At 43.6% G+C, this 24,224-nt stretch carries 23 protein-coding genes and 1 riboswitch; of the genes, 15 read left to right on the top strand and 8 right to left on the bottom strand.

Features of this window, described 5'->3' with window-relative positions:
- Window positions 1-2 precede the first annotated feature (2 nt).
- The 5 genes from Q4519_RS03035 (at window position 3) to Q4519_RS03055 (ending at window position 4,476) form a co-directional block, all read left to right on the top strand.
- A complete protein-coding gene (locus Q4519_RS03035) occupies window positions 3-632 on the top strand; it encodes an ATP-binding cassette domain-containing protein (RefSeq protein WP_303509372.1) in 630 nt (209 codons plus the stop codon).
- A gap of 52 nt (window positions 633-684) precedes the next feature.
- Window positions 685-1,419 (top strand): alpha/beta hydrolase, encoded by a 735-nt coding sequence (locus tag Q4519_RS03040; protein WP_303509375.1) that lies wholly within the window; start codon window positions 685-687, stop codon window positions 1,417-1,419.
- Window positions 1,420-1,485: 66 nt separating this feature from the next.
- Complete coding sequence (locus Q4519_RS03045) at window positions 1,486-2,046, top strand: hypothetical protein (RefSeq protein WP_232802914.1); 561 nt, start codon at window positions 1,486-1,488, stop codon at window positions 2,044-2,046.
- A gap of 222 nt (window positions 2,047-2,268) precedes the next feature.
- On the top strand, window positions 2,269-3,957 hold the full coding sequence (locus Q4519_RS03050) for a GGDEF domain-containing protein (RefSeq protein ID WP_303509381.1): 1,689 nt from the start codon (window positions 2,269-2,271) through the stop codon (window positions 3,955-3,957).
- 66 nt (window positions 3,958-4,023) lie between these two features.
- Window positions 4,024-4,476 carry a low molecular weight phosphatase family protein gene (locus Q4519_RS03055; RefSeq protein WP_303509384.1) on the top strand — a complete coding sequence of 151 codons (453 nt, stop codon included), beginning with the start codon at window positions 4,024-4,026 and terminating at the stop codon, window positions 4,474-4,476.
- A 245-nt stretch (window positions 4,477-4,721) separates the two neighbouring features.
- Here the strand turns inward: Q4519_RS03055 and Q4519_RS03060 are convergent, their stop codons facing one another.
- The 4 genes from Q4519_RS03060 to fadI all read right to left on the bottom strand — a co-directional run bounded on the left by Q4519_RS03060 (window position 4,722) and on the right by fadI (window position 9,617).
- Complete coding sequence (locus Q4519_RS03060; protein WP_232802916.1) at window positions 4,722-5,333, bottom strand: GNAT family N-acetyltransferase; 612 nt, start codon at window positions 5,331-5,333, stop codon at window positions 4,722-4,724.
- 106 nt (window positions 5,334-5,439) lie between these two features.
- Window positions 5,440-6,090, bottom strand: a complete 651-nt coding sequence (locus tag Q4519_RS03065; protein ID WP_303509390.1) for a hypothetical protein — start codon at window positions 6,088-6,090, stop codon at window positions 5,440-5,442.
- A 118-nt stretch (window positions 6,091-6,208) separates the two neighbouring features.
- On the bottom strand, window positions 6,209-8,314 hold the full coding sequence (gene fadJ, locus Q4519_RS03070; RefSeq protein WP_303509393.1) for a fatty acid oxidation complex subunit alpha FadJ: 2,106 nt from the start codon (window positions 8,312-8,314) through the stop codon (window positions 6,209-6,211).
- 1 nt (window position 8,315) lies between these two features.
- Window positions 8,316-9,617 carry an acetyl-CoA C-acyltransferase FadI gene (gene fadI / locus Q4519_RS03075; protein WP_303509396.1) on the bottom strand — a complete coding sequence of 434 codons (1,302 nt, stop codon included), beginning with the start codon at window positions 9,615-9,617 and terminating at the stop codon, window positions 8,316-8,318.
- Window positions 9,618-9,757: 140 nt separating this feature from the next.
- Here fadI and Q4519_RS03080 point away from each other — a divergent pair, with 140 nt between their 5' ends.
- From Q4519_RS03080 to Q4519_RS03120, 9 genes are all read left to right on the top strand, one after another.
- Complete coding sequence (locus Q4519_RS03080; protein WP_303509399.1) at window positions 9,758-10,717, top strand: MoxR family ATPase; 960 nt, start codon at window positions 9,758-9,760, stop codon at window positions 10,715-10,717.
- On the top strand, window positions 10,714-11,661 hold the full coding sequence (locus tag Q4519_RS03085; protein WP_233050864.1) for a DUF58 domain-containing protein: 948 nt from the start codon (window positions 10,714-10,716) through the stop codon (window positions 11,659-11,661). Before Q4519_RS03080 ends, Q4519_RS03085 begins: the two co-directional genes overlap by 4 nt.
- Before the next feature lie 63 nt (window positions 11,662-11,724).
- Window positions 11,725-12,237, top strand: a complete 513-nt coding sequence (locus Q4519_RS03090) for a DUF4381 domain-containing protein (protein ID WP_303509409.1) — start codon at window positions 11,725-11,727, stop codon at window positions 12,235-12,237.
- Complete coding sequence (locus Q4519_RS03095) at window positions 12,230-13,198, top strand: VWA domain-containing protein (protein ID WP_303509412.1); 969 nt, start codon at window positions 12,230-12,232, stop codon at window positions 13,196-13,198. The genes Q4519_RS03090 and Q4519_RS03095 overlap by 8 nt, the downstream gene beginning before the upstream one ends.
- A 1-nt stretch (window position 13,199) precedes the next feature.
- Window positions 13,200-15,065, top strand: a complete 1,866-nt coding sequence (locus tag Q4519_RS03100; RefSeq protein ID WP_303509415.1) for a VWA domain-containing protein — start codon at window positions 13,200-13,202, stop codon at window positions 15,063-15,065.
- A 16-nt stretch (window positions 15,066-15,081) separates the two neighbouring features.
- Complete coding sequence (locus tag Q4519_RS03105) at window positions 15,082-16,701, top strand: BatD family protein (RefSeq protein WP_303509418.1); 1,620 nt, start codon at window positions 15,082-15,084, stop codon at window positions 16,699-16,701.
- Window positions 16,702-16,737: 36 nt separating this feature from the next.
- Window positions 16,738-17,307, top strand: coding sequence for a sigma-70 family RNA polymerase sigma factor (locus Q4519_RS03110; protein ID WP_303509421.1), 570 nt, complete (start codon window positions 16,738-16,740; stop codon window positions 17,305-17,307).
- Entirely contained in the window at window positions 17,300-18,010 is a 711-nt protein-coding gene (locus Q4519_RS03115; RefSeq protein WP_303509424.1) for a DUF3379 domain-containing protein, read from the top strand. The genes Q4519_RS03110 and Q4519_RS03115 overlap by 8 nt, the downstream gene beginning before the upstream one ends.
- Window positions 18,011-18,153: 143 nt before the next feature.
- Entirely contained in the window at window positions 18,154-19,374 is a 1,221-nt protein-coding gene (locus Q4519_RS03120) for an EAL and HDOD domain-containing protein (protein WP_232802948.1), read from the top strand.
- A gap of 65 nt (window positions 19,375-19,439) precedes the next feature.
- Here the strand turns inward: Q4519_RS03120 and Q4519_RS03125 are convergent, their stop codons facing one another.
- The gene (locus Q4519_RS03125; RefSeq protein WP_303509428.1) at window positions 19,440-21,023 is read right to left on the bottom strand and encodes a Na+/H+ antiporter NhaC family protein; all 1,584 of its coding nucleotides are present in this window, start codon (window positions 21,021-21,023) and stop codon (window positions 19,440-19,442) included.
- Between the two features lie 40 nt (window positions 21,024-21,063).
- Window positions 21,064-21,236, bottom strand: a riboswitch (Lysine riboswitch).
- 437 nt (window positions 21,237-21,673) lie between these two features.
- On the opposite strand from Q4519_RS03125, the gene Q4519_RS03130 reads away from it, so the two are divergent.
- Entirely contained in the window at window positions 21,674-22,066 is a 393-nt protein-coding gene (locus Q4519_RS03130) for an H-NS family nucleoid-associated regulatory protein (RefSeq protein WP_232802952.1), read from the top strand.
- A 106-nt stretch (window positions 22,067-22,172) separates the two neighbouring features.
- Here Q4519_RS03130 and galE read toward each other — a convergent pair whose 3' ends face one another.
- From galE to queE, 3 genes are all read right to left on the bottom strand, one after another.
- Window positions 22,173-23,189: a UDP-glucose 4-epimerase GalE gene (galE, locus tag Q4519_RS03135; protein ID WP_232802954.1), complete on the bottom strand. Its 1,017-nt coding sequence runs from the start codon at window positions 23,187-23,189 to the stop codon at window positions 22,173-22,175.
- A 101-nt stretch (window positions 23,190-23,290) separates the two neighbouring features.
- On the bottom strand, window positions 23,291-23,512 hold the full coding sequence (locus tag Q4519_RS03140; RefSeq protein WP_232802956.1) for a DUF3820 family protein: 222 nt from the start codon (window positions 23,510-23,512) through the stop codon (window positions 23,291-23,293).
- A gap of 2 nt (window positions 23,513-23,514) precedes the next feature.
- Window positions 23,515-24,192 (bottom strand): 7-carboxy-7-deazaguanine synthase QueE, encoded by a 678-nt coding sequence (queE, locus tag Q4519_RS03145; protein ID WP_303509434.1) that lies wholly within the window; start codon window positions 24,190-24,192, stop codon window positions 23,515-23,517.
- Between the last annotated feature and the right edge of the window lie 32 nt (window positions 24,193-24,224).

Genomic DNA, 24,224 nt, shown 5'->3' on the forward strand with positions numbered 1-24,224 from the left:
ATATGCGTTTTTGCTGTGAACAATTTTCAATCACACTGGAAGGCAAAGTCTTGTTTGCGCCCCTTAACTTTAATGTTCTGGGGGGAGAGCAAGTGTGTATTATGGGGCCAAGTGGCTCAGGCAAATCGACCTTACTAAGCGCCATCGCTGGCACCATTGAGCCTATTTTTAGATGCCATGGCGACTTACGCTTAAACAATAACTCACTGATTGGGCAAAACTTAGCAAACCGTAAAGTGGGGATGATGTTTCAAGAAGACTTACTGTTTCCTCACTTGAATGTAGCGCAAAACTTAACCTTTGCCCTGCCTCAAGGACTCAGTACTGATCAACGTCGAGAAAAAATAAACCAAGCTTTAATTGCTGCTGATATGGCAGGTTTTAATACCCGTGATGTGGCCACCTTATCCGGTGGTCAGCGTTCACGCATTAGCTTGCTTCGCACCTTACTGGCTGAGCCAAAATTGCTATTACTGGATGAACCGTTTGCAAAGTTAGATAAACCCTTACGACAGAGTTTTCGTCAATTTGTACTCAGCCATATTCAAGCCGCACAGATCCCTGCGATCTTGGTCAGCCATGATTTAAGTGATGCTGAGGATTGTCAGGTAGTTGAGTTATGTATACCATAGAACACCCTGCAACCACTTAAAATATAAAGAAATTTAGCCTTAGGAAAAACTAATGATAAGCAGACTTGGGCTGATTGCCTTAATGTATTGTTGCCTTAGTTCGGCGCAAGCTGAAATCATTTATGATCAGTCTAGAAATCGGTCTATTGCAATCGAGGTATCATATCCTGTCCAGAAAACGAGTTGTCAGCCTCAACAACCGTGTTCCGTTGCATTTCTCAGTGCCGGCTATGGTGTACCTCATACTCATTACCAGTTTTTAACCAAGCAACTCATTGAACTCGGTTATTTGGTTATCGCAATTGGCCATGAGCTCGCGGGCGACCCTGCGCTATCGGTCACAGGGGATCTTTTTGCAACCAGAAGTGAAAATTGGCACCGTGGCGCAACTACCCTTAACTTTCTCAGAAACGAGCTGCAACCGCGCTTTTCTCATTATGATTTTAATAACTTGCTATTAATCGGTCATTCTAATGGCGGAGATATTTCAGCTTGGCTCGGTAATGAGGGAAAACCTTATATTAAGTCAATCATAACTTTAGATCATCGACGCGTACCTTTACCACGCTCAGCTTCAATTAAAGTGCTTTCAATTCGTGCTAGTGATTTTCCTGCTGATAAAGGGGTGCTGCCTTCTGAGCGGGAGATGAGTCGCGATGGCAGCTGCGTCATCACTATCCCGAAAGCAAAACATAATGATATGTCAGATCAAGGACCACAATGGTTAAAGAGTCGTATCAACAGTGTTGTTAAGCTATTTTTACAGAGTCAGTCTTGTCCAAACTAATTCCTGACAATCACCATTACAAAACTGCCTAAAAATCAATCCACATTAGATTCAATCGAGGTCAACTTGAAAACTCAAATTTATTGCTTGATGCTGTTATTTGTTACCGCAGCTGCAATGGCAGCGGATGAGAAGGTAAACTGCACGAGTGATACAAAAGAGCGCATGTTGGTGCTGCCAGCACCACTAAACAACATTGCCCGTATTGAATGTGGTTTGTTCGGCCAATCCATTGTTGCCAATGAACAGTGGACTTGGGTACAAGGCATGCCTTATACCTATGGGCTACCTGGCAGTATACCCGCCATCGGGACAGCGCGCTTATCAGCAGTATTAATGCAAGAAGATGAACCTGAGCTGGCCTACTTCACGCAAATATCTGTCTCATCGCTACCAATAACAGTGCTAAAACAACAATCGATGGCAGAGTTAGCGTCCTTGGTTGATGCTGACATTAACCAAATAACCAAGCTATTCCAAATCACCACAATCAACCAACTAGGTGATAAAAATACCTTAATCGCAGTTGAATATATTACCGGACACTATCGATTTTTTGATGCCAACGAACGCGTTGACGTCATCATGCCAAAATTTAGTGCTTTCAAGCGTCCGCAGCGCCATTAAAAATAGCCATGTTCAAGGTGACTGCCGTTAGTGAATTTACATACGAGCAAACTATCTAATAAAACACTTGGTTTTTCTCAACGTAACAGCGGTTTTATCATAATTAATCATAAACAATTATCGAGATGTGCTGAGTGCCGCATTAATCACGCTTGGCTCGCAAGGTGAATGTCTTAGGCCTGTGCTAGGATTTATTCATACTTAATTGAAATATTTGATGAAATGGCATTTTTCCCATGCTCCATGTGGACCGCTGCTCGGATCACGCTATACAGCCTTGTGTTATTGTTCGTCATTTGCATTCCGGTCACTGGCTTTGCCTCCCCCTCCGCCACACTTGCTGGCAACGAAACGGTGGTTATTGACGATGTTGAACTTTGGCGGGCGATAGATCTAAAAAACCATGCTGTACCTGTGTCGTTAACTGATTTAAGCCAATTATTTGCACATGCAAATACGTTAAACGCTTCCTTAACAAATCAGTCAGGCGCTTATCTAGCGCGCCTGACATTGACAAACAGCGAGGACCGCGCCAGTAGCCGCTTTTTTCGTATTAATGCCAATTTTGTTGATATAGGGCTCGGCTTTTGGCAGTCCGACCAAACAACATCACTGCACCAAGTGGATTTTTCGCAGCACCATGACACCGACAATCCAAAACTAATGCATGCCCAAGTATTTGAACTCACATTAAACCCCAATGAAAGTGGCGAACTATGGCTGTATATCAAAGCTGACCATTATGCTAAGCCGCTTACACTCAAAATCATTAGCAGCCAGCACTTTTTTCAGCAACTGTTTATGACTAATGCACTGACGATTTTTTCTATTGCTACCATGCTGGCGTTAGCCATTATCGCACTGGCCTTATACATAAAAACACGTTTAACTGTGACTCTTGCCTGCTCCGGCTATATTGGTTTACATGGTTTAGGTTGGGCGGCCGCCTCTGGCCTGATTGATGATCTGTTTAATATTCAGGTTATTAATACTACTTACCTTGGTATGATTTTATTTCCATTTGCCATAGCGGCAGCCTGTCAATTCACTAAACTTCTGTTTAATATGAATTATCACCGAAAGTCATGGGCAAAATTATTTAATTATGTGGCACTGGCTTGTATATTTTTTGGCGTGGTGACTCCTTTTGTTCCTTTCTCAATATCATTTGCCATCGCCCATATCATTGCTGTGCTTTGGGTACCATTAGCCATTTTAACCGGCTTTAAAATGATGATATTTAATGATTTCAGAGCAAAGTATTACCTCATTGGTAACATTTTGTATGGCGCATCTTTAATCTACTATATGCTTTCTCATAGCCCATTATTGCCAGCAGCAAGTCAAGCCGAGCTGGTGGTATTAGTAGCCCTCGCTGCCGATTGTATTTGTATTTTGCTGTCATTAGCCACTTGGTTACAGCATAAAAAACAAGATTACAGCCGCGCTTACAGCCAAGCTCGTATCGACCCTCTTACTCATGCGGGTAATCGACACGCATTGAATGAAGCATTAGCAAAATTGCCCAAGCATTATCTTGTCTGTTTTATTGATTATGATGGTGTAAAAACCATTAATGACAAACAGGGCCATGGTAAAGGTGACGAGCTATTACAATTTGGTACCCAACTCATGAATGAGGCGTTTAGGGGAGAAGGCGACATTTTTCGCACGGGCGGCGATGAGTTTATCTGCTTATTTAGCCTAAAATCTGCCAATCAATTTACACCAACGATACAAAACATTAAGCAGATGATCACAGACTGCCAAGTACGCTTACACGAAAAGTGGCCCACTAGCGGTATCAGTTACGGTATTGCAAGCTCTTTGGAAAGTGCGAACCAATCACAATGCTTGGCCCTAGCAGACCAGCGCATGTACCAACAAAAACGCAGTAAAAAAACGATATAACTTAGTAAGTAACACGCTATGATTGGGTACTAGCAACGTTACATTTATTACCTAACTGGGGAAGTAATGAAAAAAGTTTTGTTTCTATGTACTGGCAACTATTATCGTAGCCGCATGGCTGAAGAATATTTTAACCATCTTTGTCAGGAGGCTAATCTAGACTACCACGCTGATTCGCGTGGTATTTCACAGTCACTAGAAGGCAATGGCAACGTTGGCAATATTGCACACGAAGTGGTTGAGATACTTAAGGCTATCGCAGTTACATGCCATAGCCAAAACCGCAAACCAATCAGCGTATTACCCCAAGACTTCGTCGAATATGATCATATTATTGCGCTTGATCGCACTGAGCATTTGCCCATGCTCAACGAAAACTTTGCCGCGTTTGCTGACAGGGTACACTATCTGAACGTTGGCGATGTACATGTAGAACCTGTTTATGTGGCCGTGGTTAAATTAGTGAAGCAAATTGACTCGCTATTTCATAACTTGAACGCCGGAGATAAAGCGTTTTAGCGTACTGTCCCCTATGGAAAAATTCACCTGACGCGACTAAAAGCAAGATCTTCTCGACCTTCATCTAACTTTTAAGCAGCCGCTTTGGCATTACTTAAACTGATAACTAAGCTTTTGGTATCAAAAAGATAGTAAGCTTTTAAGGGAAAGAAATGAAAGCGCTTTTTTGGATAGTATTACTAAGCACTAAACTGCCCAGTGGTGAGTCTTGAAGGGCAGCATTTTTTTACAACAAGCTCAATAAGTCAAAACTTGATGCCATAACCAAACGAATGCTCAAACTGAGCGATTTGGCTAAAGCCCATTTTCTCATAAAAACGGATCGCAGTTTGATTCGATGCCGACACTTCAAGATGCAAACCTGACACGTTTAGCTGTTTCAGATTCTCGATAAAGGTTTCCATCAGTTTACGACCAATACCGTGTCCTTGAGTTTCTGGCAGTAAGTTAATGTGAAGATGGGCCGGATAGTCACGATATTCTGGTCGCGGTTGATAGCCTTGATGAAGATAAGATATTAACTTGTCGTTCAAACTGACTGGAGCCGAGTTAAGTAGCGGAAATTGTGCCCTCAGTTGAGGAAACCATTCATTTTCACAACGCTGTGCAAATCTTTGTGAACAACGCGTACCGACGACAAAGCCACAGGGCTTTTCATTATGGGTTACGATGAAACAAACGTCAGGTTCAAACACCCCATAAGGGGCAGCGTAGAAATGACCTACCAGCTTTTTGTCTGCAAATAGATGGGAAGCGTCTTTACCGCCATCGGCTGTTAATAAGCAAATTTCATACAAGGCGTTCAAATCACTTGGCTGATAAGGACGGATCTCAAACGGCAGTTCTTTTGTGGGCATGTTTTTTCCAGTACTAGTTTTTTATTTTGAGAATATCCACAAACTCAGTTCATAACAATGCATGAATAAACCATTTTAGCTATAAATAACAATTCATTGATTTAGCTTAATCTCCCCCGCCACAGCTGCTACAACTTGAGCCGCCACAAGATGAATCGCTACTATCATAACCATCACCACTCCCGCCGCCACAACCAATGTGCCCAGCACAATAGCCACTGGCACCAGCAACTTGGCAGTTTAAATGATAAGTAAAACCATCGGCAATTTGTAATTTGGCATCAATGGCAAATAATAGCGGCAGGGTAAACGCTGCATTAGGGTCAATGCGGTCTTTTTTACATGCAAAACGCCAGGCTCGTTTAATGCCCTCTTGGGCTATCGTTGGTGAGGTCATGGCTTCGGCGGGCGTGTGATGTAAAAAACGGCCCAGCCCTTGTTGACAAAACAAGGCATAATTACGCGTGAACAAAATAAACTCATGCCAAGCGACATCAACAACCTGAGAAGGCATCGACACCATTTTGTTACCCGCTAAGTTACATACTTGAAAGTAATCCCGTAGCCCTTGCATCACTAAGTCTATTTCTGACTCCGTTAAATGCGGGTAAACTTGCAGCACTTTAGCCTTGATGGATACGGGGAACTGAAAGGACAAAATGTACGCCTCTCGACGCTGAACTCTTTGTCCATTGAAAACCTTTAATAGGCCAATAATGGCTATCACTATGATGGCTGCAATGATCACTTCAAACACTACAAACAACCTTTATCAATTTTTTGTAAAATGATAAAAGATATTGCTCTGGCTAGCAACGCAATACTGAGTGCTCATTGGGTTATCAGCCATAAGCACGCAGCTAACTAAATCAATCCTACGGCACTGATGGTGCTGATATAGCCTTAATCATATTAACAACATCAGCTTCAGGGATAAAACGATCGCCATATAGCTTCGCAAACAGGGCCAATTTATCTAATATTACCGCTGCGCCCAGTTGTTTAATCATGTTAACAGGGCCACCTAAATGGGGCGGAAAGCCAATACCGAATACCGCGCCAACATCAGCATCGCGATCACTTTGCACGATGCCTTCATTTAAACAGCGGCACACTTCGAGCACCATTTGCAATACACAACGCCACGCCATCTCGTCATCCGTTAGATTGGCATTTAAACGGATATCCAGCACATCATAAACCCTATCATCGGCTTGATTTAGAGACTTAGCATGATCATAACGATAAAAGCCTTTGCTGGCTTTTTTACCTAAACGCTGGTCACCCAGTAAATGATTAAATACATCGGGTGGCGTAAATCGCTTACCTAACTCACGACTTAAAATAGGCGCAATTTTTGCCGCTACATCTAAGCCAACTTCATCCAATAAACGTAGCGGTCCCACCGGAAAGCCAAATTGAGTCAAGGCATGATCTATCTTCGCGATTTGCTCTCCCGCTAACAATAAGCGAGCCGCTTCATTAATATAAGGCGCAAGAATACGGTTAACGTAAAAACCAGCGCAATCTTTCACCACTATGGGGGTCTTTCCCTGGCGTAAGGCAAAGTTTACCGTGCGATTAATCGTAGCTTCGCTGGTATTTGCATGGGGGATCACTTCAACTAAAGGCATTTTTTCTGCCGGGCTAAAGTAATGTAGCCCTATGATGTTTTCTGGTCGCTTAGCATTCTTGGCAATGGCGGCGATAGGAATCGATGACGTGTTACTAGCAAAAATAGTGTCCTCTCGACCATAATGCTCTACGTCTGCGACCATTTGTTGTTTCAACTTAAGGTCTTCAAACACGGCCTCTACCACCAAATCGGCTTTACCCATGCCTTGATAATCTAACGTGCCTGAATAACGCGCCATAACTTGGTCATATTCAATCCGTGACAAATGCCTTTTACTGCGCTTTTGCTGTAATAAGCCATCACCGTAAGCCATCGCATGCGCCACACCGGATTGATGAATATCTTTGATCCGCACAGCTACATTTGCGTTATTAACGCAGCTATAAGCAATACCGCCGCCCATAAAGCCACCGCCCAATAACCAAACTTGCGAGATGGCCTGATGATTGGCATCTTCGCGCTTTTTCTTTAGTTGGGTTGAAGCAAAAAACAAACCTCTCAAGGCTTGAGACTGCTTTGTCATCACTAATTGCGCAAACTGCTCAGCTTCAGTAGTGAAGGCTTTTTTACTCATGTTACGCACACTGAGTACATCTAAAATTGCGTCAATCGCGGGGTAATGACCTTTCGATTTCGCCAAGGCTTGTTGCCGCGCTTTTTTAAGTAAAAAACCGCGGCCAATAAATGAATTAAGCAACCTTTCGGAAACACTTTGGCGACTCGAGCGTTTCACTTTTTTGCTTAATGCTGCGTATTCCATAGCGCTATTGAGTAACACGTCTTTAGGCAATACTTCATCTACCAGCCCTAATGCCAATGCTTGCTTTGCTCTTAGCTGCTTACCGGTCAAGATCAAATCCAGCGACTTCATCAAACCAATTCGAGCAACCAAACGCTGGGTGCCGCCACTGCCTGGCAGTAAGCCAAGTTGCACCTCAGGTAAACCTAAGCGGGTTTTCGGGTTGTCAGACACGATGCGCATATCACACGCTAACGCTAACTCTAAGCCGCCGCCTAAACAGCTGCCGTCAATGGCAGCCACGACGCGAAACGGTAGTTTACTTAAACGCTTAAATAACTTTTGGCCCGCTTCAGACAAAGCCTGCGCTTGTTGCGCGGTTTGGCATTGATCTAACATGTTGATGTCTGCACCAGCAATAAAACAATCTTTTTTGCCACTGTAGATAACCAACCCTTTGATACTGCTGTCTTGCTCAAGTTCATCTAACAGCGCTGACATTTTTTCGATGGCCGATTCTTGTAAGGTATTCACACTCGCATCTGCCATTGCAATACAAATTTGCGCGATGTTATCTTCGGCTCGGATCAAGGTTAAATCTGCCATATTAATTCACCTCCAAGATAACCGCGCTGCCTAAGCCACCTGCGGCGCAAGCGGTACATAAGCCTAACCCGCCGCCACGGCGACGCAAATAACTTAAGGTTTGCAATATCATTCGTATTCCCGTAGCTGCAAAAGGATGACCATAAGCAATTGAACCGCCAAGCGGGTTAAACTTATCCATATCTATGGTACCGATAGCGCCAGTCAGGCCGATGGAACGGCCAAATTGCTCTGATTCAAACATCTTTATATTGGCCAAAGTCTGCGCAGCAAAGGCTTCATGCATTTCAATGTAATCCATATCAGATAAACTTAAACCAGCTTTTCTTAAAGCGATAGGCGTGGCGTGAGCAGGACCAAGTAGCATGTCTTGCCAGACATCAATCGCAGCAAATGCCCAACTGCGAATATAACCCAGTACAGGTATCCCTAGTGCCTTTGCTTTCGCTTCACTCATTAACATAATGGCACCCGCACCATCGGTCAGTGGCGTTGAGTTTGCCGCCGTTACTGAGCCGTGTTTTTTGTCAAATGCTGGCTTGAGATCGGCGTAATCTGCTAAATGTGAATCGGTGCGAATATTATTGTCTTGCAAGATGGCTTCGCGAAAAGGCGGGGTCCACGTTGGCATGACATGTTCTTTTAGCCAGCCTTGTTGCCATGCGTCACTAGCAAGACGATGTGAGCGATGAGCAAACGCATCTTGATCCGCTCGGCTAATAAGCCAGCTTTTAGCCATTTGCTCCGCCGTTTGCCCCATCGACAGTCCGGTGGAATATTCCGCGATAGCCGGCGCGACGGGCACTAAATCGGCCAATTTCAACTGGGATAATAACTGTAATTTCTGCCGCACATTCTTGGCTTTATTGAGTCGCACTAGTTGTTTTGCTAGCTGCTGCGACACACCAATGGGTAACACAGAGGTAGAATCCGCGCCACCAGCAATGCCTGTCTCAATGGAGCCCGCTAGAATAGACTCGGCAATATTGGCCACCGCCTGAAAACTAGTCGCACACGCACGTGACACGGAATAGGCGTCAGTGCTCGCGGGTAAGGCCGTGCCTAGCACAATTTCTCTGGCAATATTGGGCGCGGCAGGCATTTGCACCACTTGACCGAATACCACTTGCTCAATGGCGCTAGCTGGCAGGTCGGTGCGTTGTAGCAACTCCGACACCACCAGCTTACCCAGCGATAATGCAGGGATATCAGTATAGGCCGTCATTTGCTTAGCAAAGGGGGTTCGTAGCCCCGCAACAATAGCGATACGTGGTAACGTCGACGATGGTGAAACAGCTGACATACGGGCACCTTGAATTATTAGCAGCGTAAATTAATGTAAATGTTTATTATAATTCAACTATTTAATCATAGTCGGTCTTTTCAGATCTGTTGCTTAAGGGTAAGATTTGCACACTTATTTAACAGACTAAAGTTTTTCTCATGCCAGCACAAAATATTCAAGCGCTTAGAGCGTATCTAAATAACGAAATTCTGGGCCAAGCCGAGTTAGTGGACAGTTTGTTGATTGCCTTATTGGCAGACGGCCACATAATAGTAGAAGGTCCCCCAGGACTTGCCAAAACGCGCGCCGTAAAAGCCTTAGCCGATGGCATAGCGGGCGATTTTCACCGTATTCAGTTTACACCCGACCTATTACCCGCCGATTTAACCGGCACGGATATTTTTCGCCCACAAACCAGTGAGTTTGTATTTGAGTCAGGCCCATTGTTTCATAACTTAATTTTGGCCGATGAAATCAATCGCGCCCCGGCTAAGGTGCAGTCAGCATTATTAGAAGCCATGGCCGAGCACCAAGTGACCGTCGGAAAAAAAACCTACCCCTTACCAGAGCTATTTTTAGTGATGGCAACGCAAAACCCGCTTGAGCAAGAAGGTACTTACCCACTACCAGAAGCGCAACTAGACCGCTTTATCATGCATCTAGAGCTAGACTACCCAGATGGCGAAACAGAAAAAGCGATTTTGCGCTTAAATCAAAGTGAGATTGTAGGCGCGCAGAAAAAGCCACTAACAAAATTAACACCTGAAGACATCTTCTCCCTTCGCCAAGCCGTGATGAAGGTGACATTAGCGCCACAACTTGAACAATACGTTGTCGATCTTGTAATGGCCACGCGCCACCCTGAAAAATACTCAGCGGAGTTAGCCAGTTGGATCAGTTACGGCGTGAGCCCAAGGGCAACATTAGCCCTGGCTCGCACCAGCCGCGCGCGCGCTTGGTTAGAAGGCCGTGATTTTGTTACACCAGATGACATTATCCGCTGTTGCTATCCCGTATTTAGACACCGTTTACTACTGAGCTATGAAGCAGAAGCTGATGGCGTCAATGCCAACCAAGTGATCCAAAAAATTGTTCAACAAGTGGCGTTACCTGCATGATCAATCCAGCCCTTCCTTATAGTGACGGACTTAATCTAACACTAAAAGAGTTGCTGTATTATCAACAACAAAAGAAACCTCGCGCCAGCCAAGGCATGGCTAAAAGCATGTTAGCGGGCCCTTATCGCTCGCTCATTAAAGGCCGAGGCATGGAGTTTGATGAAGTTCGTCAATACCAAGCTGGTGATGACGTGCGCGCCATTGACTGGCGCGTCACAGCACGCACCGGCAGTACCCATACCAAGGTGTTTAAAGAAGAAAAAGAGCGCCCAGTGCTGCTTTTGGTCGACTTTTCTGACAGTATGATTTTTGGCTCTCAGTTATTATTAAAGTCCGTTCAAGCGGCTCATTTGGCTGCGCAACTGGCTTGGCAAGCTAAGCAAAGAGGCGATCGTATTGGCGGCGTGATCTTTAATCATGATCAGCACCTAGAGCTACGCCCGAAAGGCCGAGCCAGCGGTGTATTAAAATTAGTTCATCAATTACAAAATTTACACCGAAATCAGCCTCAAGCCTTGCAAAACGCGCCCAACCAGCCTGAAAGCGGCGAACGACATATCGATCCGGGACAGTATTTTACCGAGCAGCTTACCCGGCTCCGCCGCTTGGCCAATACCGGCAGTCAGATCCACATTATCAGTGATTTTGCTCATTTAAACGACGAAGGTGAAAAACAGCTGGCGTTAATTAAGCGGCATAATCAAGTCACCGCTTGGCAGCTTCATGATCCTTTAGAACAGAGCATCCCAACGGGCGCCACCGCTTCTTTGAATGTGGTTAGCGAGCAAGGCCGCGGCTGGCTAAATTTAGGTAAGGACAATCGCCGCTATCAGCAGCAAGCACTATTACGTCAACAATCCCTAGAGCTGCGCCTTAAGCGTCGTGCAATTGGACACCGTCAAGTGAATGCTGGACAGCCGTTACTGCAACAAATGTCAATATGACCACGCTGAGATGTGTCTCAATGAAGTGATATCCGTGATTAAAACTTTTGGAGTGTAACAACAATGCAAGCAAATCCCGCCGTGCCAGATTTGGGGCTGCATGACATTATATTGCCACCCCCGCCATCAAGTTGGCCGCCGTCTCTATTAGCCATACTGATTGCCTTGGTAATTGTTATTTTAATCGTCGTAGGTGTGGTGTTTTTTATTCAATATCGCGCTAAACGCAAGGTGAAACGCGCCGCAATAACACAACTCATGCAACTAAAAGCGACCCAAGCATCCATTACCGAGCTGAGCGCGTTACTCAAACAAGCTGCATTACATTATTATCCACGCGAGCAAGTCGCTTCGTTGCACGGCGCAGCTTGGTTGGATTACTTAAGTCAAAGCAGCCAACAAAAAGCAAACTTTAGCGATGTTAAATCACGCTGGCTAGCCGCGTTTTATCAACGCAGTGTCATGGCCAATGACGCTGATTTTACCCTTGCGAAAAACTGGCTAATCCATGCCTTGCCAGCCAATCATACAGAATTAAAAGTAACTAACAGCAAGGGGAGCCCGGCCCATGTTTGAGTTTAGTTATTTATGGTTAGCATTATTACTGCCTTTACCTTTGCTATTACTACTGTTAAAACCCCTCGCCCGCCAGCAATTAAGTTTGTGGCTACCACTCGCCCCCATTAGCGAGCAGCAAACAACGGTCAATGTTCAAACAAAATTGCCTCAACTATTGCTTTGGCTGGCTTGGCTATTTTTTGTATTAGCGTTAATGCGACCAACCTGGGTTGGAGAGCCCATTCGCATCACCCAACAGCATCGCGATGTGATGCTCGCGCTGGACTTATCCCGTAGTATGGAAATTGAAGACATGGAGCTTGGCATAAGCCAAGTCAATCGCTTAGCCGTGAGTAAAAAAGTGATCAGTGACTTTATCTCCCGTCGCAGTGGCGATCGCCTGGGCTTGATCTTGTTTGCCGATCACGCCTACTTACAAGCACCATTAACATTTGACTTAGCCACACTGCAAACATTAATGCAGGAAACTGAAATTGGCCTAGTCGGTGATAAAACAGCCATCGGCGAAGGAATTGGCTTGGCAGTAAAACGCTTCATTGAAGCGGAGAATGAACAGCGCGTGCTGATTTTACTGACCGATGGCCAAAATACCTCTGGCAGCTTAACCCCGCAACAGGCTGGTGAATTAGCCAAACAGCAAAACATTAAAATTTATACTATTGGCTTAGGAGCTGATGTGATGATCCAACGCAACCTGTTTGGTAGTCACAAAGTGAATCCTTCCGCTGATTTAGATGAAAAAACCTTGTCTGATATCGCGACGATGACAGGTGGACAATATTTTCGCGCCCGCAGCAGTGAAGATCTCGAGCAAATTTACCAAACCCTCGACCAGCTTGAACCTATCGCCAATGAAGAGCAAAGCTTTCGGCCTGAGAAAAATCTCTTTTTCTGGCCCTTGTTACTTAGCTTAATTCTATTTAGCTGTCGTTTAGTTTTAGTTAAGGAGCGCAATTAACATGGAATTACTCCGCCCTTATTATTTATTCTTGCTGCCAATGGTGGCATTAGTTTGGTGGCAATTAAAGCGCCGCTGCCCCAAACAGTCGTTGCAACAGTTAATCGCGCCCCATTTAAGTAAGCAGCTAGTGACAGGCGATACGGCATCGCAACAGGGCGTTAATTTAATTGCTACGCTGCTCGTTATTGCTGTAATCGCACTTTCTGGCCCGAGTTTTCGCAGTCATGAAGTACCAATAAAACAAATTAGCCCTGCCCGCGTTATCGTCATGGATATGTCTGCTAATATGCTGGCCACGGATTTAAAGCCGAACCGTTTAACCCAAGCTCGATTTAAAGCACTCGATTTGGTAAAGCAACGCACCGAAGGTGAGCAAGCTTTGATCGCCTACGCAGGCGACGCTTTTACCATTAGCCCGCTTACCTCAGACGCGGGTAACTTATTAAACCTTATCCCTAATTTAGCGCCCAACATTATGCCAGCAATGGGCAATAATCCCCTATCAGGCTTAGATTTAGGAATTGAACTGCTTACTAATTCAGGCTATCAACACGGTGATATCATTTTTATCAGCGGCGGTTTTAGCGCCAGCCAAGCTGAACAAATGCAATCACGTTTAAAGGGTCAACCGTGGCGCATATCGGTGCTGGCGACAGGTACAGCAAAAGGTGCGCCGATCAGCTTAGCTAACGGTGACTTACTCAAAGATGCACAAGGCAACATAGTGGTTGCACAACTGGATGCACCAGCAATGCAGCAACTGGCTCGAGCAAGTGGTGGCATTTACGTGCCTCTGAGTGCCAGCAAACGAGATATCGAGCTACTCAATAACATTGAGTTGTTAGACGCTCAGCTCAGCCGCACCGATAGCCAAGAACAACAGCAAACCAATCAAGCCGTTGATGATGGCTACTGGCTGATGTTTCTGATCTTACCTTTTTTCTTATTGGCTTTTCGCCGTGGTCAGCTGGCTTCAATCATCTTGGTGGGCATATTGACAGTCCCTCAACCAAGTCAAGCCAGTTGGTGGCAAAACAGCCAAAAACAAGCCTATGATGCGTTTGAGCAACAAAACTACGAGCAAGCCGCACAACAGTTTGATGATCCCCTTTGGCAAGGCTCCACACTTTATAAAGCGCAAGATTACCAAGGCGCCGCCGAGGCATTTAAGCAAGTTGAAACTGCTGAAGGCTTTTACAACTTAGGCAATGCCCTTGCTATGCAGCAAGACTTTAAAGGCGCAATAGCAGCGTATGATCAAGCCCTTAAGTTAGCACCTAACTTGCAGCCAGCTAAAGACAATAAAGCTAAGATTGAAGAATTGCTCAAACCCCAAGAGCAACAAAACCAGGACCAGCAAAATAATCAACAATCAGAACAGCAAGATAAAGAGCAACAGGGCCAGGATCAGCAGTCCCAAGAGCAACAATCACAAAGTGATCAGTCGCAGCAGCCATCCGAGGATCAACAATCCAGCGAACAGTCACAACAAAATCAGTCTGAGCAAAACAGCGAAGCGCAAAATACGCAAAACCAAGCGGCGAAAAACGCTGAAAACCAACGTGATCAACAACAAGATGAAAATGCACAGCGACAAGACCAGTCTCAACAAAATGAGCAGGCACAAACTGAGCCCAGCCCTGTCCCGTCAAGCCAACAAGGCAGCGTAGCCAGTCCTGAGCCAAGTGACGAACAACAATCAGCTCAACAGGCAATAAGCCAAGCAATTGAAGGCGAAGCAGAGCCTGAAGAGGAAGGCCCTGAAATGCCTTATTTATTGCAACAAATGCCCGATGATCCAGCCATTTTATTACGCAATAAAATGCGTCTTGAATATCAAAAACGTCAACGTGAAAACCGCTAACAGCAAGGAACAACAAGTGAAACGAGCAGTGAACAAGATAAACGCTTTTTTATTACTTTTGTGTGGGCTATGGTCTTTCTCAAGTTTGGCGGCCATTAATGCCAGCGTCAGCCAAAACCCTGTCTATGTCGGAGAGGTTTTCACTTTAGAGGTCGAAGCCGATGAGAGTTTAGATCCTGATGCTCTTAGCACCAAGGCCCTTGAGCCCTATTTTGATGTATTTCGGCCTTCAGTCAGCCGGCAAAAGAACTTCATTAATGGCGAATTCTCCAGCACGACTCGCTGGAGCATTTCATTAATGGCGAAACAGCCCGGGCAAGTGTTGATTCCCCCGTTAACTATAGCGGGACAAACAACTTTACCGATTAAACTTACCGTGCTTAATCAAGACCAGCAACGAGGCCAGCAAAAAAATAAAGACGTATTTATTGAAGCCGCGTTGGACCCAAATAATGTCTATGTCGGCCAGCAAATAATTTACACTTTGGACCTTTATATCGGTGCCATGTTGGAAAATGCCAGTTTATCGAGCCCAGAATCAGGTCAAGCCGATGTGGTACAAATGGGGCAAGATGAGAAACAGGTAGTGGTGAAAAATGGCATGAAATACCAGAAAATCACCCGCAAGTTTGCAATCACACCTAATCAAGCGGGTGAGCTAACCATTGCTGGCCCTAAGTTAACCGGTGAATTATATAAAACCGTTAGCCAAAGCGGTTACCGCCCTCGCACCGTTCGTCAGGTATTAGATATTCAAGCTGATGACATAAAATTAACGGTGAAAGATAAACCCGCCATTTTTACTGGTAAACAATGGTTAGTCAGTGATGAAGTCATGTTAAGTGAAGAGCTGCAAGGCAATGCAACCACGCTGACCGTTGGCCAACCCGTCACCCGCACCTTTACACTTATTACAGCCAACACCAGTGAAAAATTACTGCCTGAAATCACGTTTAATTACCCAGATGCAATTCGAGTTTATCCGGATAAAGATGAGGTAAGTGGTTTTATTCATCAAGGCACCGCGTTTGCACAGCGTATCAGTAGCCATGCCATTATTGCAGAACAAGCAGGTGAATTAACCTTACCTGAGGTGGTTATTCCATGGTGGAACAGTCAAACAGACCAACTTGAATATGCCAAGGTTCCGGCACGTAAGCTGATGGTGGTTGCCAATAATGATGCTCCTGAAGTTGCCTTACCTGACATAACGCCATCGCAAGCCACCGTTGTTAAAGACGCTGGAATGTGGCCCTATTTAACCTTGCTGTTTGCCATTGCTTGGCTGATAACCTTATTTCTTTATTTACGAAAACCCCGCTACCCTGTAGCAAAAAATGGCATAACCAAAACAAAGTTATCCGACCCTTATAAACAATTGCTGGCAAGTGCTAAAGACAATAATAGCCAAGAAGCATGGCAAGGGTTAATTGAATGGTCTAACAAGCAATGGCCTGAGATTAAATCTGTCAGTCAGATTCCCGTTTCTCCTGAACTACAATTAGCCATAAAAGAATTACAGCAGGCCATTGCAAAAGGCGAAGCATGGCAAGGGGCTTCGCTTAGTAAGGCATTAGGGGCACAACGGAAATCGCCAACCCCAACCAATACGTTAGGGCCAATTAATCCGGTATAAAGATGAGCATAATCATTATGCTCAGGAGATTTTTACATGTTGAGTAAAATTCTGGGAAATAAAAAGCCCCCGAATACGGTCATTAAAGATATGGCTAATAAACAAAAGCGCTATGAAGCCCTAGTACAGGTTTATCATGGCGATATATACCGATACGCGTACTGGTTATGCCGTGACAAACACGTGGCTGAAGACATTGTTCAGGACACGTTTTTACGGGCTTGGCGAGCATTAGACTCATTACAAGATGAAAAGGCGGCAAAAGCGTGGTTAATCACCATTTTACGCCGCGAGAATGCAAGGCGATTTGAACGCAAACAATTTGATATTGTCGACATGGAAACTGATACCGTGGTTGATACGGTATCAACAGACAGTGAACAAACCATGGAAAACGAGTGGTTACGCCGACAAATAGATAAATTGCCAGAAGAGTATAGGCAGCCCTTAATTCTTCAGGTGCTTGGTGGACTGTCAGGTGATGAAATAGCCGAGCAACTGAACTTAAACAAAAATACCGTGATGACTCGGCTTTTTCGTGCGCGCAATCAGCTCAAAGAAGCACTGGATAACAAAACACAACTAAGGGGGCAAAATAATGGATGATCTCGAATTTCGTCGCCGCGCTTATAGTAACCCTAACGATCAAGATGAAGCGTTCTTGTCTGCCGCTTTTGAAGACGAGCAAAATAAAAAATTTTTAGACGAAATAAAGCATTTTGATGAACAAATTGAAGCCAGTCTGAAAGATATACCGGTGCCTGAAGGCTTAGCGGATCGCATTTTACTCAATCAATCTTTTGAACAATTCCAAGAGAAGCAAAGAACGAGTCGTTGGCATCTAGCCCTCGCGGCTTCTATTGCCTTTTTAATAGGGATGAGCGTTAACTTAGTGCAATTTCCAACGTCACCCAATATGGGGGAAATTGCAATTAAACATGTACAAGATGAGTGGATTTTTACCGAACAAATTAATGAAAACGCCGACCTTAATGCCGTTAATGCAAAATTAATCAAATATGGCGGTACCGTTAAGGAAGATATAGGCCACATTTATTACGTCAATCACTGTTCGTTTAATGGTGCCCCTGCTTTTCATATGATCATGGCCGGCGAGAAAGGTAAGGTAACCTTATTCGTTGTGCCAAAATCTAAGTCTTTAACCATAGATCCTATGTACAGCAAGGGAGACATGCGCGCACTAGTGATGCCGGTGCAAAATGCGAACCTCATTATCGTTGCTGATAAAAATGAGCCTGTTGGCAAACTTGAGCAAAAGCTAGAATCGACTATTAACTGGTCTATTTAGCCTTGCACTAAAAGTCATAAAAATGTGAAAGCAGAGCAAGCTCTGCTTTTTTTTGTATCCTTTGCTATAAAATAACTATTTTATTAGTAATCGATCCCTGATACTGAAACGACTATACGATAATTAGGATTTTAGTTTCGCCTATGTATTCTTTTGTAGCCCGCCAGCCGATATTAAACCAGCGTAAACAAGTGGTCGCCTACGAACTTTTGTTTCGAGACAGCGCTGAAAACATATTCCCTAACATCGATTCTGATGATGCGACTAGGACGTTAGTGTCCAACAGTTTTCTGAATGTAGGCTTTGAAAACATAGCTGACAATAAAACCTGCTACATCAATTTTTCTTATCAAGCCGTATTACAGCAACTGCCTCGTATGCTACCCAAAGAAAAAGTTGTGATTGAGCTACTCGAAGACATTCAGCCAACAGAGGAATTACTAGAAGAAGTCAAAGCTTTACATAAATTGGGCTACACGCTCGCCTTAGATGACTTTGAATACACCTCCGACTGGCAACGCTTTTTTCGCTATATCGATATTATTAAGTTTGACTTGCGTGCAACTTCTTTCGCAGACATCAGGTCAGTTATTGGATTTTCCCGGCATCACAACATTCAATACTTAGCTGAAAAAGTAGAAACTCATGAAGAGTTTGAACAGGCAAGCCGACTAGGCATTAACTTATTTCAAGGTTACTTTTTTAGCCGACCAGAGCTACTTAAACATCGAGCCCTTTCACCAAGCCAGTTGGTGGTGCTGGAGCTTTTAAGTGAAATTAATAAACCAAATATTAATTTTAATCAGATAGAAGATATTTTTGCTCATGATGTTTCTCTTTCTTACAAATTATTAATGTTTGTTAATAAACAAATAAAATCTGACGCCAAGCCTATCGCCTCGTTCAAACAGGCCAGTATTTATTTGGGCGAGGAGCGACTAAGAAAATTTATTTCATTGGTAGCAACATCACTATCCAGTAAAGATAAACCATCTGAGCTATACGTGATGTCAGTGATCCGAGCACGGTTTTGTGAAAGGATAATCAGTGAGTCGTCCTTATCATGCTCACCTGATGAAGCGTTTATTACTGGGTTATTTTCACTACTTGATAGCCTACTAGACCAACCTATGAATTTATTAATAGAACAGATTCAATTAGATGATCGAGTTAAGGACGCTTTATTGCAACGCAAAGGACCACTGGCCTTGTGCCTAGGCAGCATTGAACATTTTGAAATGGGATTATGGCAAAAAATAGATGATGATGCCGTGCAATTGCACACTACGCCAGAGAAAATTGCACAGGTTTATCTTGAATCCCTTGCTTGGGCTAAAGCATTTAGCTTAACCACAACAAAATAAACCTGGTAGTAATAAATGGCATCAACTCAGCGGCTTGTCTAACCGATGCCATTTATTAAATACCGTTATGAAGAAGCGGCCATCACCTCTTTTGGACTGGACACCTTTTCTTTATAGACATATAAACCAACCACTATCGCAAAACACAATAGCGCCGCACATAAACCTGCTAATACTGAGCCGCTAAAGCCAAGTACCATATATCCGATTAGTGTGACTCCCGCCACCACTAGCGCGTAAGGAAGCTGTGTCACAACATGATCAATATGATGACAGCTCGCGCCCGTTGAAGACAAAATAGTGGTATCAGAAATAGGTGAACAATGATCGCCAAACACCGCCCCCGCTAAAACACTGGCCATCATAGGTAAAAGTAATGTTGCGTTTGTTCCCATGGCTAAATCGGCAGCAATGGGTAACATGATGCCAAACGTGCCCCAGCTCGTGCCCGTGGCAAACGCCATAAACCCAGCGAGAACAAATAAGATCGCAGGTAAAAAAGCCGTATGAATACTACCATCCACTAAACTAGATAAATACTTACCCGTTTCTAACTGGCTGATTACACTGGCCATAGACCAAGCAAATAGCAAAATAACAATGGCGGGAAACATAGAACGAGCGCCGTGCCAAAGAGAGACAAAAAAGTCTTTAGATTGAATACGACCACGCAGCACCATGGCTATGGTGACAAGTAGTCCAATTAGTCCACCATAAACCAATGCCCCTGTTGCATCGGTATTTGCAAAAGCCAAAATGAGATTAAATGGCCCTTCAGTTGCTTGTGCGCCCAAATAAATAATTGAAAATACAGTGGCAATAATCAAGCTTAGAATAGGAATCAATAAATCCTTTACTTGTGCCTGATTAACTTGTGCGGGAGGGATTATTTGGCCTGCTGGTACACCCGACTTAGGGTTAAATAATTGGCCATTTTGCGCAGCTTCTTCGTGGCTTTTCATTACGCCAATATCTAATTTAAACCAAGCCGTTAATAGTACGAGTAATAACGCAAACACCGCATAAAAGTTCATCGGCGCCATTTCAATAAACACCATTAGTGGGCTCAAATCGGTTAAGTTATGAGTTACTAAAATACCGCCGATAATGGCAATAATGTATGCGCCCCAACTAGAAATCGGCATAATGACACACATAGGTGCGGCTGTTGAATCAAGTAAATAGGCAAGTTTAGCGCGAGATATTTTATATTGGTCGGTAACAGGCCGCGCAATGCTTCCCACCGCTAGACTATTAAAATAATCATCAATAAAAATAAAAATACCTAAAAGCACCGTGAGTATTTTTGCTCCACGCGGGTTCTTTATTCGCGTTGTAGCCCAGGAAGCGAAGGCCTTAGTTGCACCTGAAATAGTCATTAAGCTGGTCATCATGCCCAACAAGATCAGAAATACGATTATATCGACATTCCATTTATTTATTTCTCCTTCTTGCCAGAACAATGATAAGACCGTTTTAAACAAGTATTCAAAAGCTAAAAGAAGGTTGCTATCTGCGACTAAAAAAGAGCCAAGTAATACGCCTAGCCCTAATGATAATAAAACTCGTCGAGTAATGATCGCGAGTAACACCGCAACAACAGGAGGCAAGAGCGAAAGCGCGGAGTGAGATAAGCTTATTAATTCCATTTGTTTTCTTTTTTTGTAAATGGGGAATAAGCAAAACAAGTCATGCGGTAGCTCCCCATAGTGATTAACTATGACAGTGTTGTACTTATTCAATACAACCCCAACCGAGTCGTTTGATAAACGGCTCGATTTCGGCGCTATAACCTTTCTTTCCAGCTCGAAGGCATCACCCTAACTGAAAATACTAATTTATAGCGCTCCTCTACGATTAAGCACCAGAAAATAACAAATGAATAGCCAAAAATAAAGCTTGCAGTCAAATATTCAGATTTAAATGACACCCAAATACCACCATTGAGCCAAATAGAAATTAACATAAAGTTAACAAATGCAAACCAACCCTCGAATACATCAGAGCGAGATTGCAAACATTTTTCAAACAATAAGTGAAAAAATGATTAGACGAATATCTGCCCTACGGTGGTTCATCTAGGACATTACATGGAAAAGATTAATTTTTATTCATGGTTTTCCCCTGTTGAATAGATGGGTAAAAGAAATCAAATAAATACAATGGTGCTTCAGTATTAAATTAATACTTTCTAATCAATAGTTTTAAGTTAATTTAGAAACTAATTCAGACTAGAAATATTAAAAAAATAAGTCTATATTGTATCTCTCTCTCACTAATCCAAACGATGGTAATAAAAATGAGCGATATAATTAAAGCACTGTTAAATGCTCGCAGCTTAAAAGCCGCTGCAAAAGAACTAACCCTAGAACAATTAGAAGAATCACTCACTAAATTCAGCAAAATTGTTGAAGATCGCAGAGCTGAAGAAGAAGCAATTCGCGCAGCAAACGAAGATAAGCTTCGGAAGCTCGAAGAATATAAAGAAATGCTTAAAGCCGATGGCATTGACCCTGCTGAATTATTAGGCGCAATCACCACTGAAACAAAAAAGCGTGAACCTCGTCCACCTAAATATCAATATGTAGATGATGAAGGCCAAACTCAAAAATGGACGGGTCAAGGTCGTAAACCTAAAGCCATACAACGAGCATTAGACGAAGGTAAACGCTTAGAAGATTTTCTAATATAGTTTGTATTAAGTCTTTTCATCGCGTTGCGAATATAAAAAAGGCCGTTTCCGGCCTTTTTTATTGTCATTTTATTTATATGTGGTTTTTTCCCTGTAACCCTACGGGTTATTTCTCTTTGTAACCCTGCGGGTTATTTGACTGCCAACGCCAACCATCTGCGGTCATGTCTTCAATTGTTTTTTCTGCCTGCCAGTTCAACTCTTGTTTAGCAAAAGCGGGGTCTGCGTAACATTGTGCGATATCACCTGGGCGACGAGGTGCAATTTGATAGGGGATGGTTCGGTCTGATGCTGCAGCAAACGCTTCAATCATTTCAAGCACCGAATAGCCGCGACCAGTACCTAAATTATATGTCGCCAATCCAGGGTTTTGCGCTAATTTTTCAACAGCTTTTACATGGCCTTTAGCTAAATCCACGACATGAATATAATCACGCACACCGGTACCGTCTGGCGTATCATAATCGTCACCAAAGACATTAACTTGCTTTAATTTGCCAACTGCCACTTGCGAAATATACGGGGTTAGGTTGTTTGGAATACCATTGGGGTCCTCGCCTATAGTACCGCTTACATGCGCACCCACTGGATTAAAGTAACGTAAATTAATTACGTTCCATGAATTATCGCTACGATATAAATCTGCCAATATTTCTTCAATAAATAATTTACTGCGACCATAAGCATTGGTTGCTGACGTTGGAAAATCTTCTGTAATCGGCACAGTAGCAGGATCGCCATATACGGTGGCAGACGAGCTAAAAACGATGTTTTTGACATTATGCTTTGCCATCACTTCGCATAAAGTCACCGTACCTGAAATATTATTATCGTAATAAGTCAGTGGTATTTGTGTCGACTCACCTACTGCTTTTAAACCTGCAAAATGAATAACACTGTCGAAATCATGCTGACTGAATAAACGATCAAGTGCCCCTTTGTCTCGAATGTCCATTTCAAAAAAGGGTATTTTTTTACCCGTTATTGTTTCAACACGAGCCAATGATTCCACATTAGAATTGCACAAATTATCAATTACTACTACGTCATAGTCCGCCGCTAATAGTTCTACTAGAGTATGACTACCTATATAGCCGGCACCGCCCGTAATTAAAATGCTCACTTTCATCTCCATTGAGTATTGGTTAAAACAAAGTATTTATAATAAATTGATTATATTACAGCGCTGAGTTGAAGTGTAGCAATAGACTAATTAAAGAGAAATTAGCGCTTTAATAATGGTTTTAGTATGGTTTCTAACCCATTAAGTTTGACTTCATAAGCTAAAGCCAATTGCTGACCTAGTAGCCCTTCAGGGAAACCTTGCTGAGAAAACCAAACCAGATAAGGCTCAGGTAAATCAATTAGCCGCAGGCCTTTATATTTACCAAAAGGCATCACTTGCTCTAATGCGGCTTTCATTTGTGCAATATGTGCTTGGTCCATAATTAATCGATACCTAAGTACTTATGAGTTTGAATAGATAGGCGCCAATTACGCGCGATACACGTTTCCATGGCGAGTTGGGTTGCTCTTGGTTTTTGGCTAATGGGCTGCAAACAAATCTGAGGTGGTATGGTCCAGCTACACTGCGCTAACAGCGCATCAAGGGCATCGATATCTTTCTCGGTAGCCACAGGGTGCTTTATTTCATTAGCACGTAATAGTGCGTCAGGGCGTACCACTAACCCCCCTTTCATTTTTACTTTTGGCGATACAGTCACAAATGCCGCGTCATCCACTAATACTTCATAGGTGCCGCTGGTTTCAATTTGGCTTTTATAGCCCTGCGTTGCCAATGCTTGAGTGAGCTCGCGCAAATCATACATACAAGGCTCACCGCCGGTGATCACCACATGATTAGCTTGATAACCTAAACGGACAAATTCATTGAGTATTTCTGCGGTAGTGACATTCGCCCAAGCTGCTGAAGTGTCGCTTTTGTCTGTTATTTGGTGCAGATTTGTCTCTTGGTCTGGTGAAACCGTCCAAGTGTGCTGAGTATCGCACCAAGGGCAGCCGACATCACAACCCTGTAAGCGAACAAAAATAGCGGGTACGCCAGTGAATAAACCTTCCCCTTGGATAGTTTGAAATATTTCGTTGATTGGGTAGCGCTGAGCCATTGGTTTATACACCTGTTTTGCGTAAAATCGGC

The organism is Motilimonas sp. 1_MG-2023 (genome assembly GCF_030547455.1).
In the GTDB taxonomy this organism is placed as follows: Bacteria; Pseudomonadota; Gammaproteobacteria; order Enterobacterales; family CBDFNC01; genus Motilimonas.

Excerpts from the sequence above, each read along its gene's own strand:
- Q4519_RS03035 (WP_303509372.1), top strand. The coding sequence starts at position 3 with ATGCGTTTTTGCTGTGAACAATTTTCAATCACACTGGAAGGCAAAGTC.
- Q4519_RS03040 (WP_303509375.1), top strand. The coding sequence starts at position 685 with ATGATAAGCAGACTTGGGCTGATTGCCTTAATGTATTGTTGCCTTAGT.
- Q4519_RS03050 (WP_303509381.1), top strand. The coding sequence starts at position 2,269 with ATGGCATTTTTCCCATGCTCCATGTGGACCGCTGCTCGGATCACGCTA.
- Q4519_RS03055 (WP_303509384.1), top strand. The coding sequence starts at position 4,024 with ATGAAAAAAGTTTTGTTTCTATGTACTGGCAACTATTATCGTAGCCGC.
- Q4519_RS03060 (WP_232802916.1), bottom strand. The coding sequence starts at position 5,333 with ATGCCCACAAAAGAACTGCCGTTTGAGATCCGTCCTTATCAGCCAAGT.
- fadJ (WP_303509393.1), bottom strand. The coding sequence starts at position 8,314 with ATGGCAGATTTAACCTTGATCCGAGCCGAAGATAACATCGCGCAAATT.
- fadI (WP_303509396.1), bottom strand. The coding sequence starts at position 9,617 with ATGTCAGCTGTTTCACCATCGTCGACGTTACCACGTATCGCTATTGTT.
- Q4519_RS03080 (WP_303509399.1), top strand. The coding sequence starts at position 9,758 with ATGCCAGCACAAAATATTCAAGCGCTTAGAGCGTATCTAAATAACGAA.
- Q4519_RS03085 (WP_233050864.1), top strand. The coding sequence starts at position 10,714 with ATGATCAATCCAGCCCTTCCTTATAGTGACGGACTTAATCTAACACTA.
- Q4519_RS03090 (WP_303509409.1), top strand. The coding sequence starts at position 11,725 with ATGCAAGCAAATCCCGCCGTGCCAGATTTGGGGCTGCATGACATTATA.
- Q4519_RS03095 (WP_303509412.1), top strand. The coding sequence starts at position 12,230 with ATGTTTGAGTTTAGTTATTTATGGTTAGCATTATTACTGCCTTTACCT.
- Q4519_RS03100 (WP_303509415.1), top strand. The coding sequence starts at position 13,200 with ATGGAATTACTCCGCCCTTATTATTTATTCTTGCTGCCAATGGTGGCA.
- Q4519_RS03110 (WP_303509421.1), top strand. The coding sequence starts at position 16,738 with ATGTTGAGTAAAATTCTGGGAAATAAAAAGCCCCCGAATACGGTCATT.
- Q4519_RS03115 (WP_303509424.1), top strand. The coding sequence starts at position 17,300 with ATGGATGATCTCGAATTTCGTCGCCGCGCTTATAGTAACCCTAACGAT.
- Q4519_RS03120 (WP_232802948.1), top strand. The coding sequence starts at position 18,154 with ATGTATTCTTTTGTAGCCCGCCAGCCGATATTAAACCAGCGTAAACAA.
- Q4519_RS03125 (WP_303509428.1), bottom strand. The coding sequence starts at position 21,023 with ATGGAATTAATAAGCTTATCTCACTCCGCGCTTTCGCTCTTGCCTCCT.
- Q4519_RS03130 (WP_232802952.1), top strand. The coding sequence starts at position 21,674 with ATGAGCGATATAATTAAAGCACTGTTAAATGCTCGCAGCTTAAAAGCC.
- Q4519_RS03140 (WP_232802956.1), bottom strand. The coding sequence starts at position 23,512 with ATGGACCAAGCACATATTGCACAAATGAAAGCCGCATTAGAGCAAGTG.
- queE (WP_303509434.1), bottom strand. The coding sequence starts at position 24,192 with ATGGCTCAGCGCTACCCAATCAACGAAATATTTCAAACTATCCAAGGG.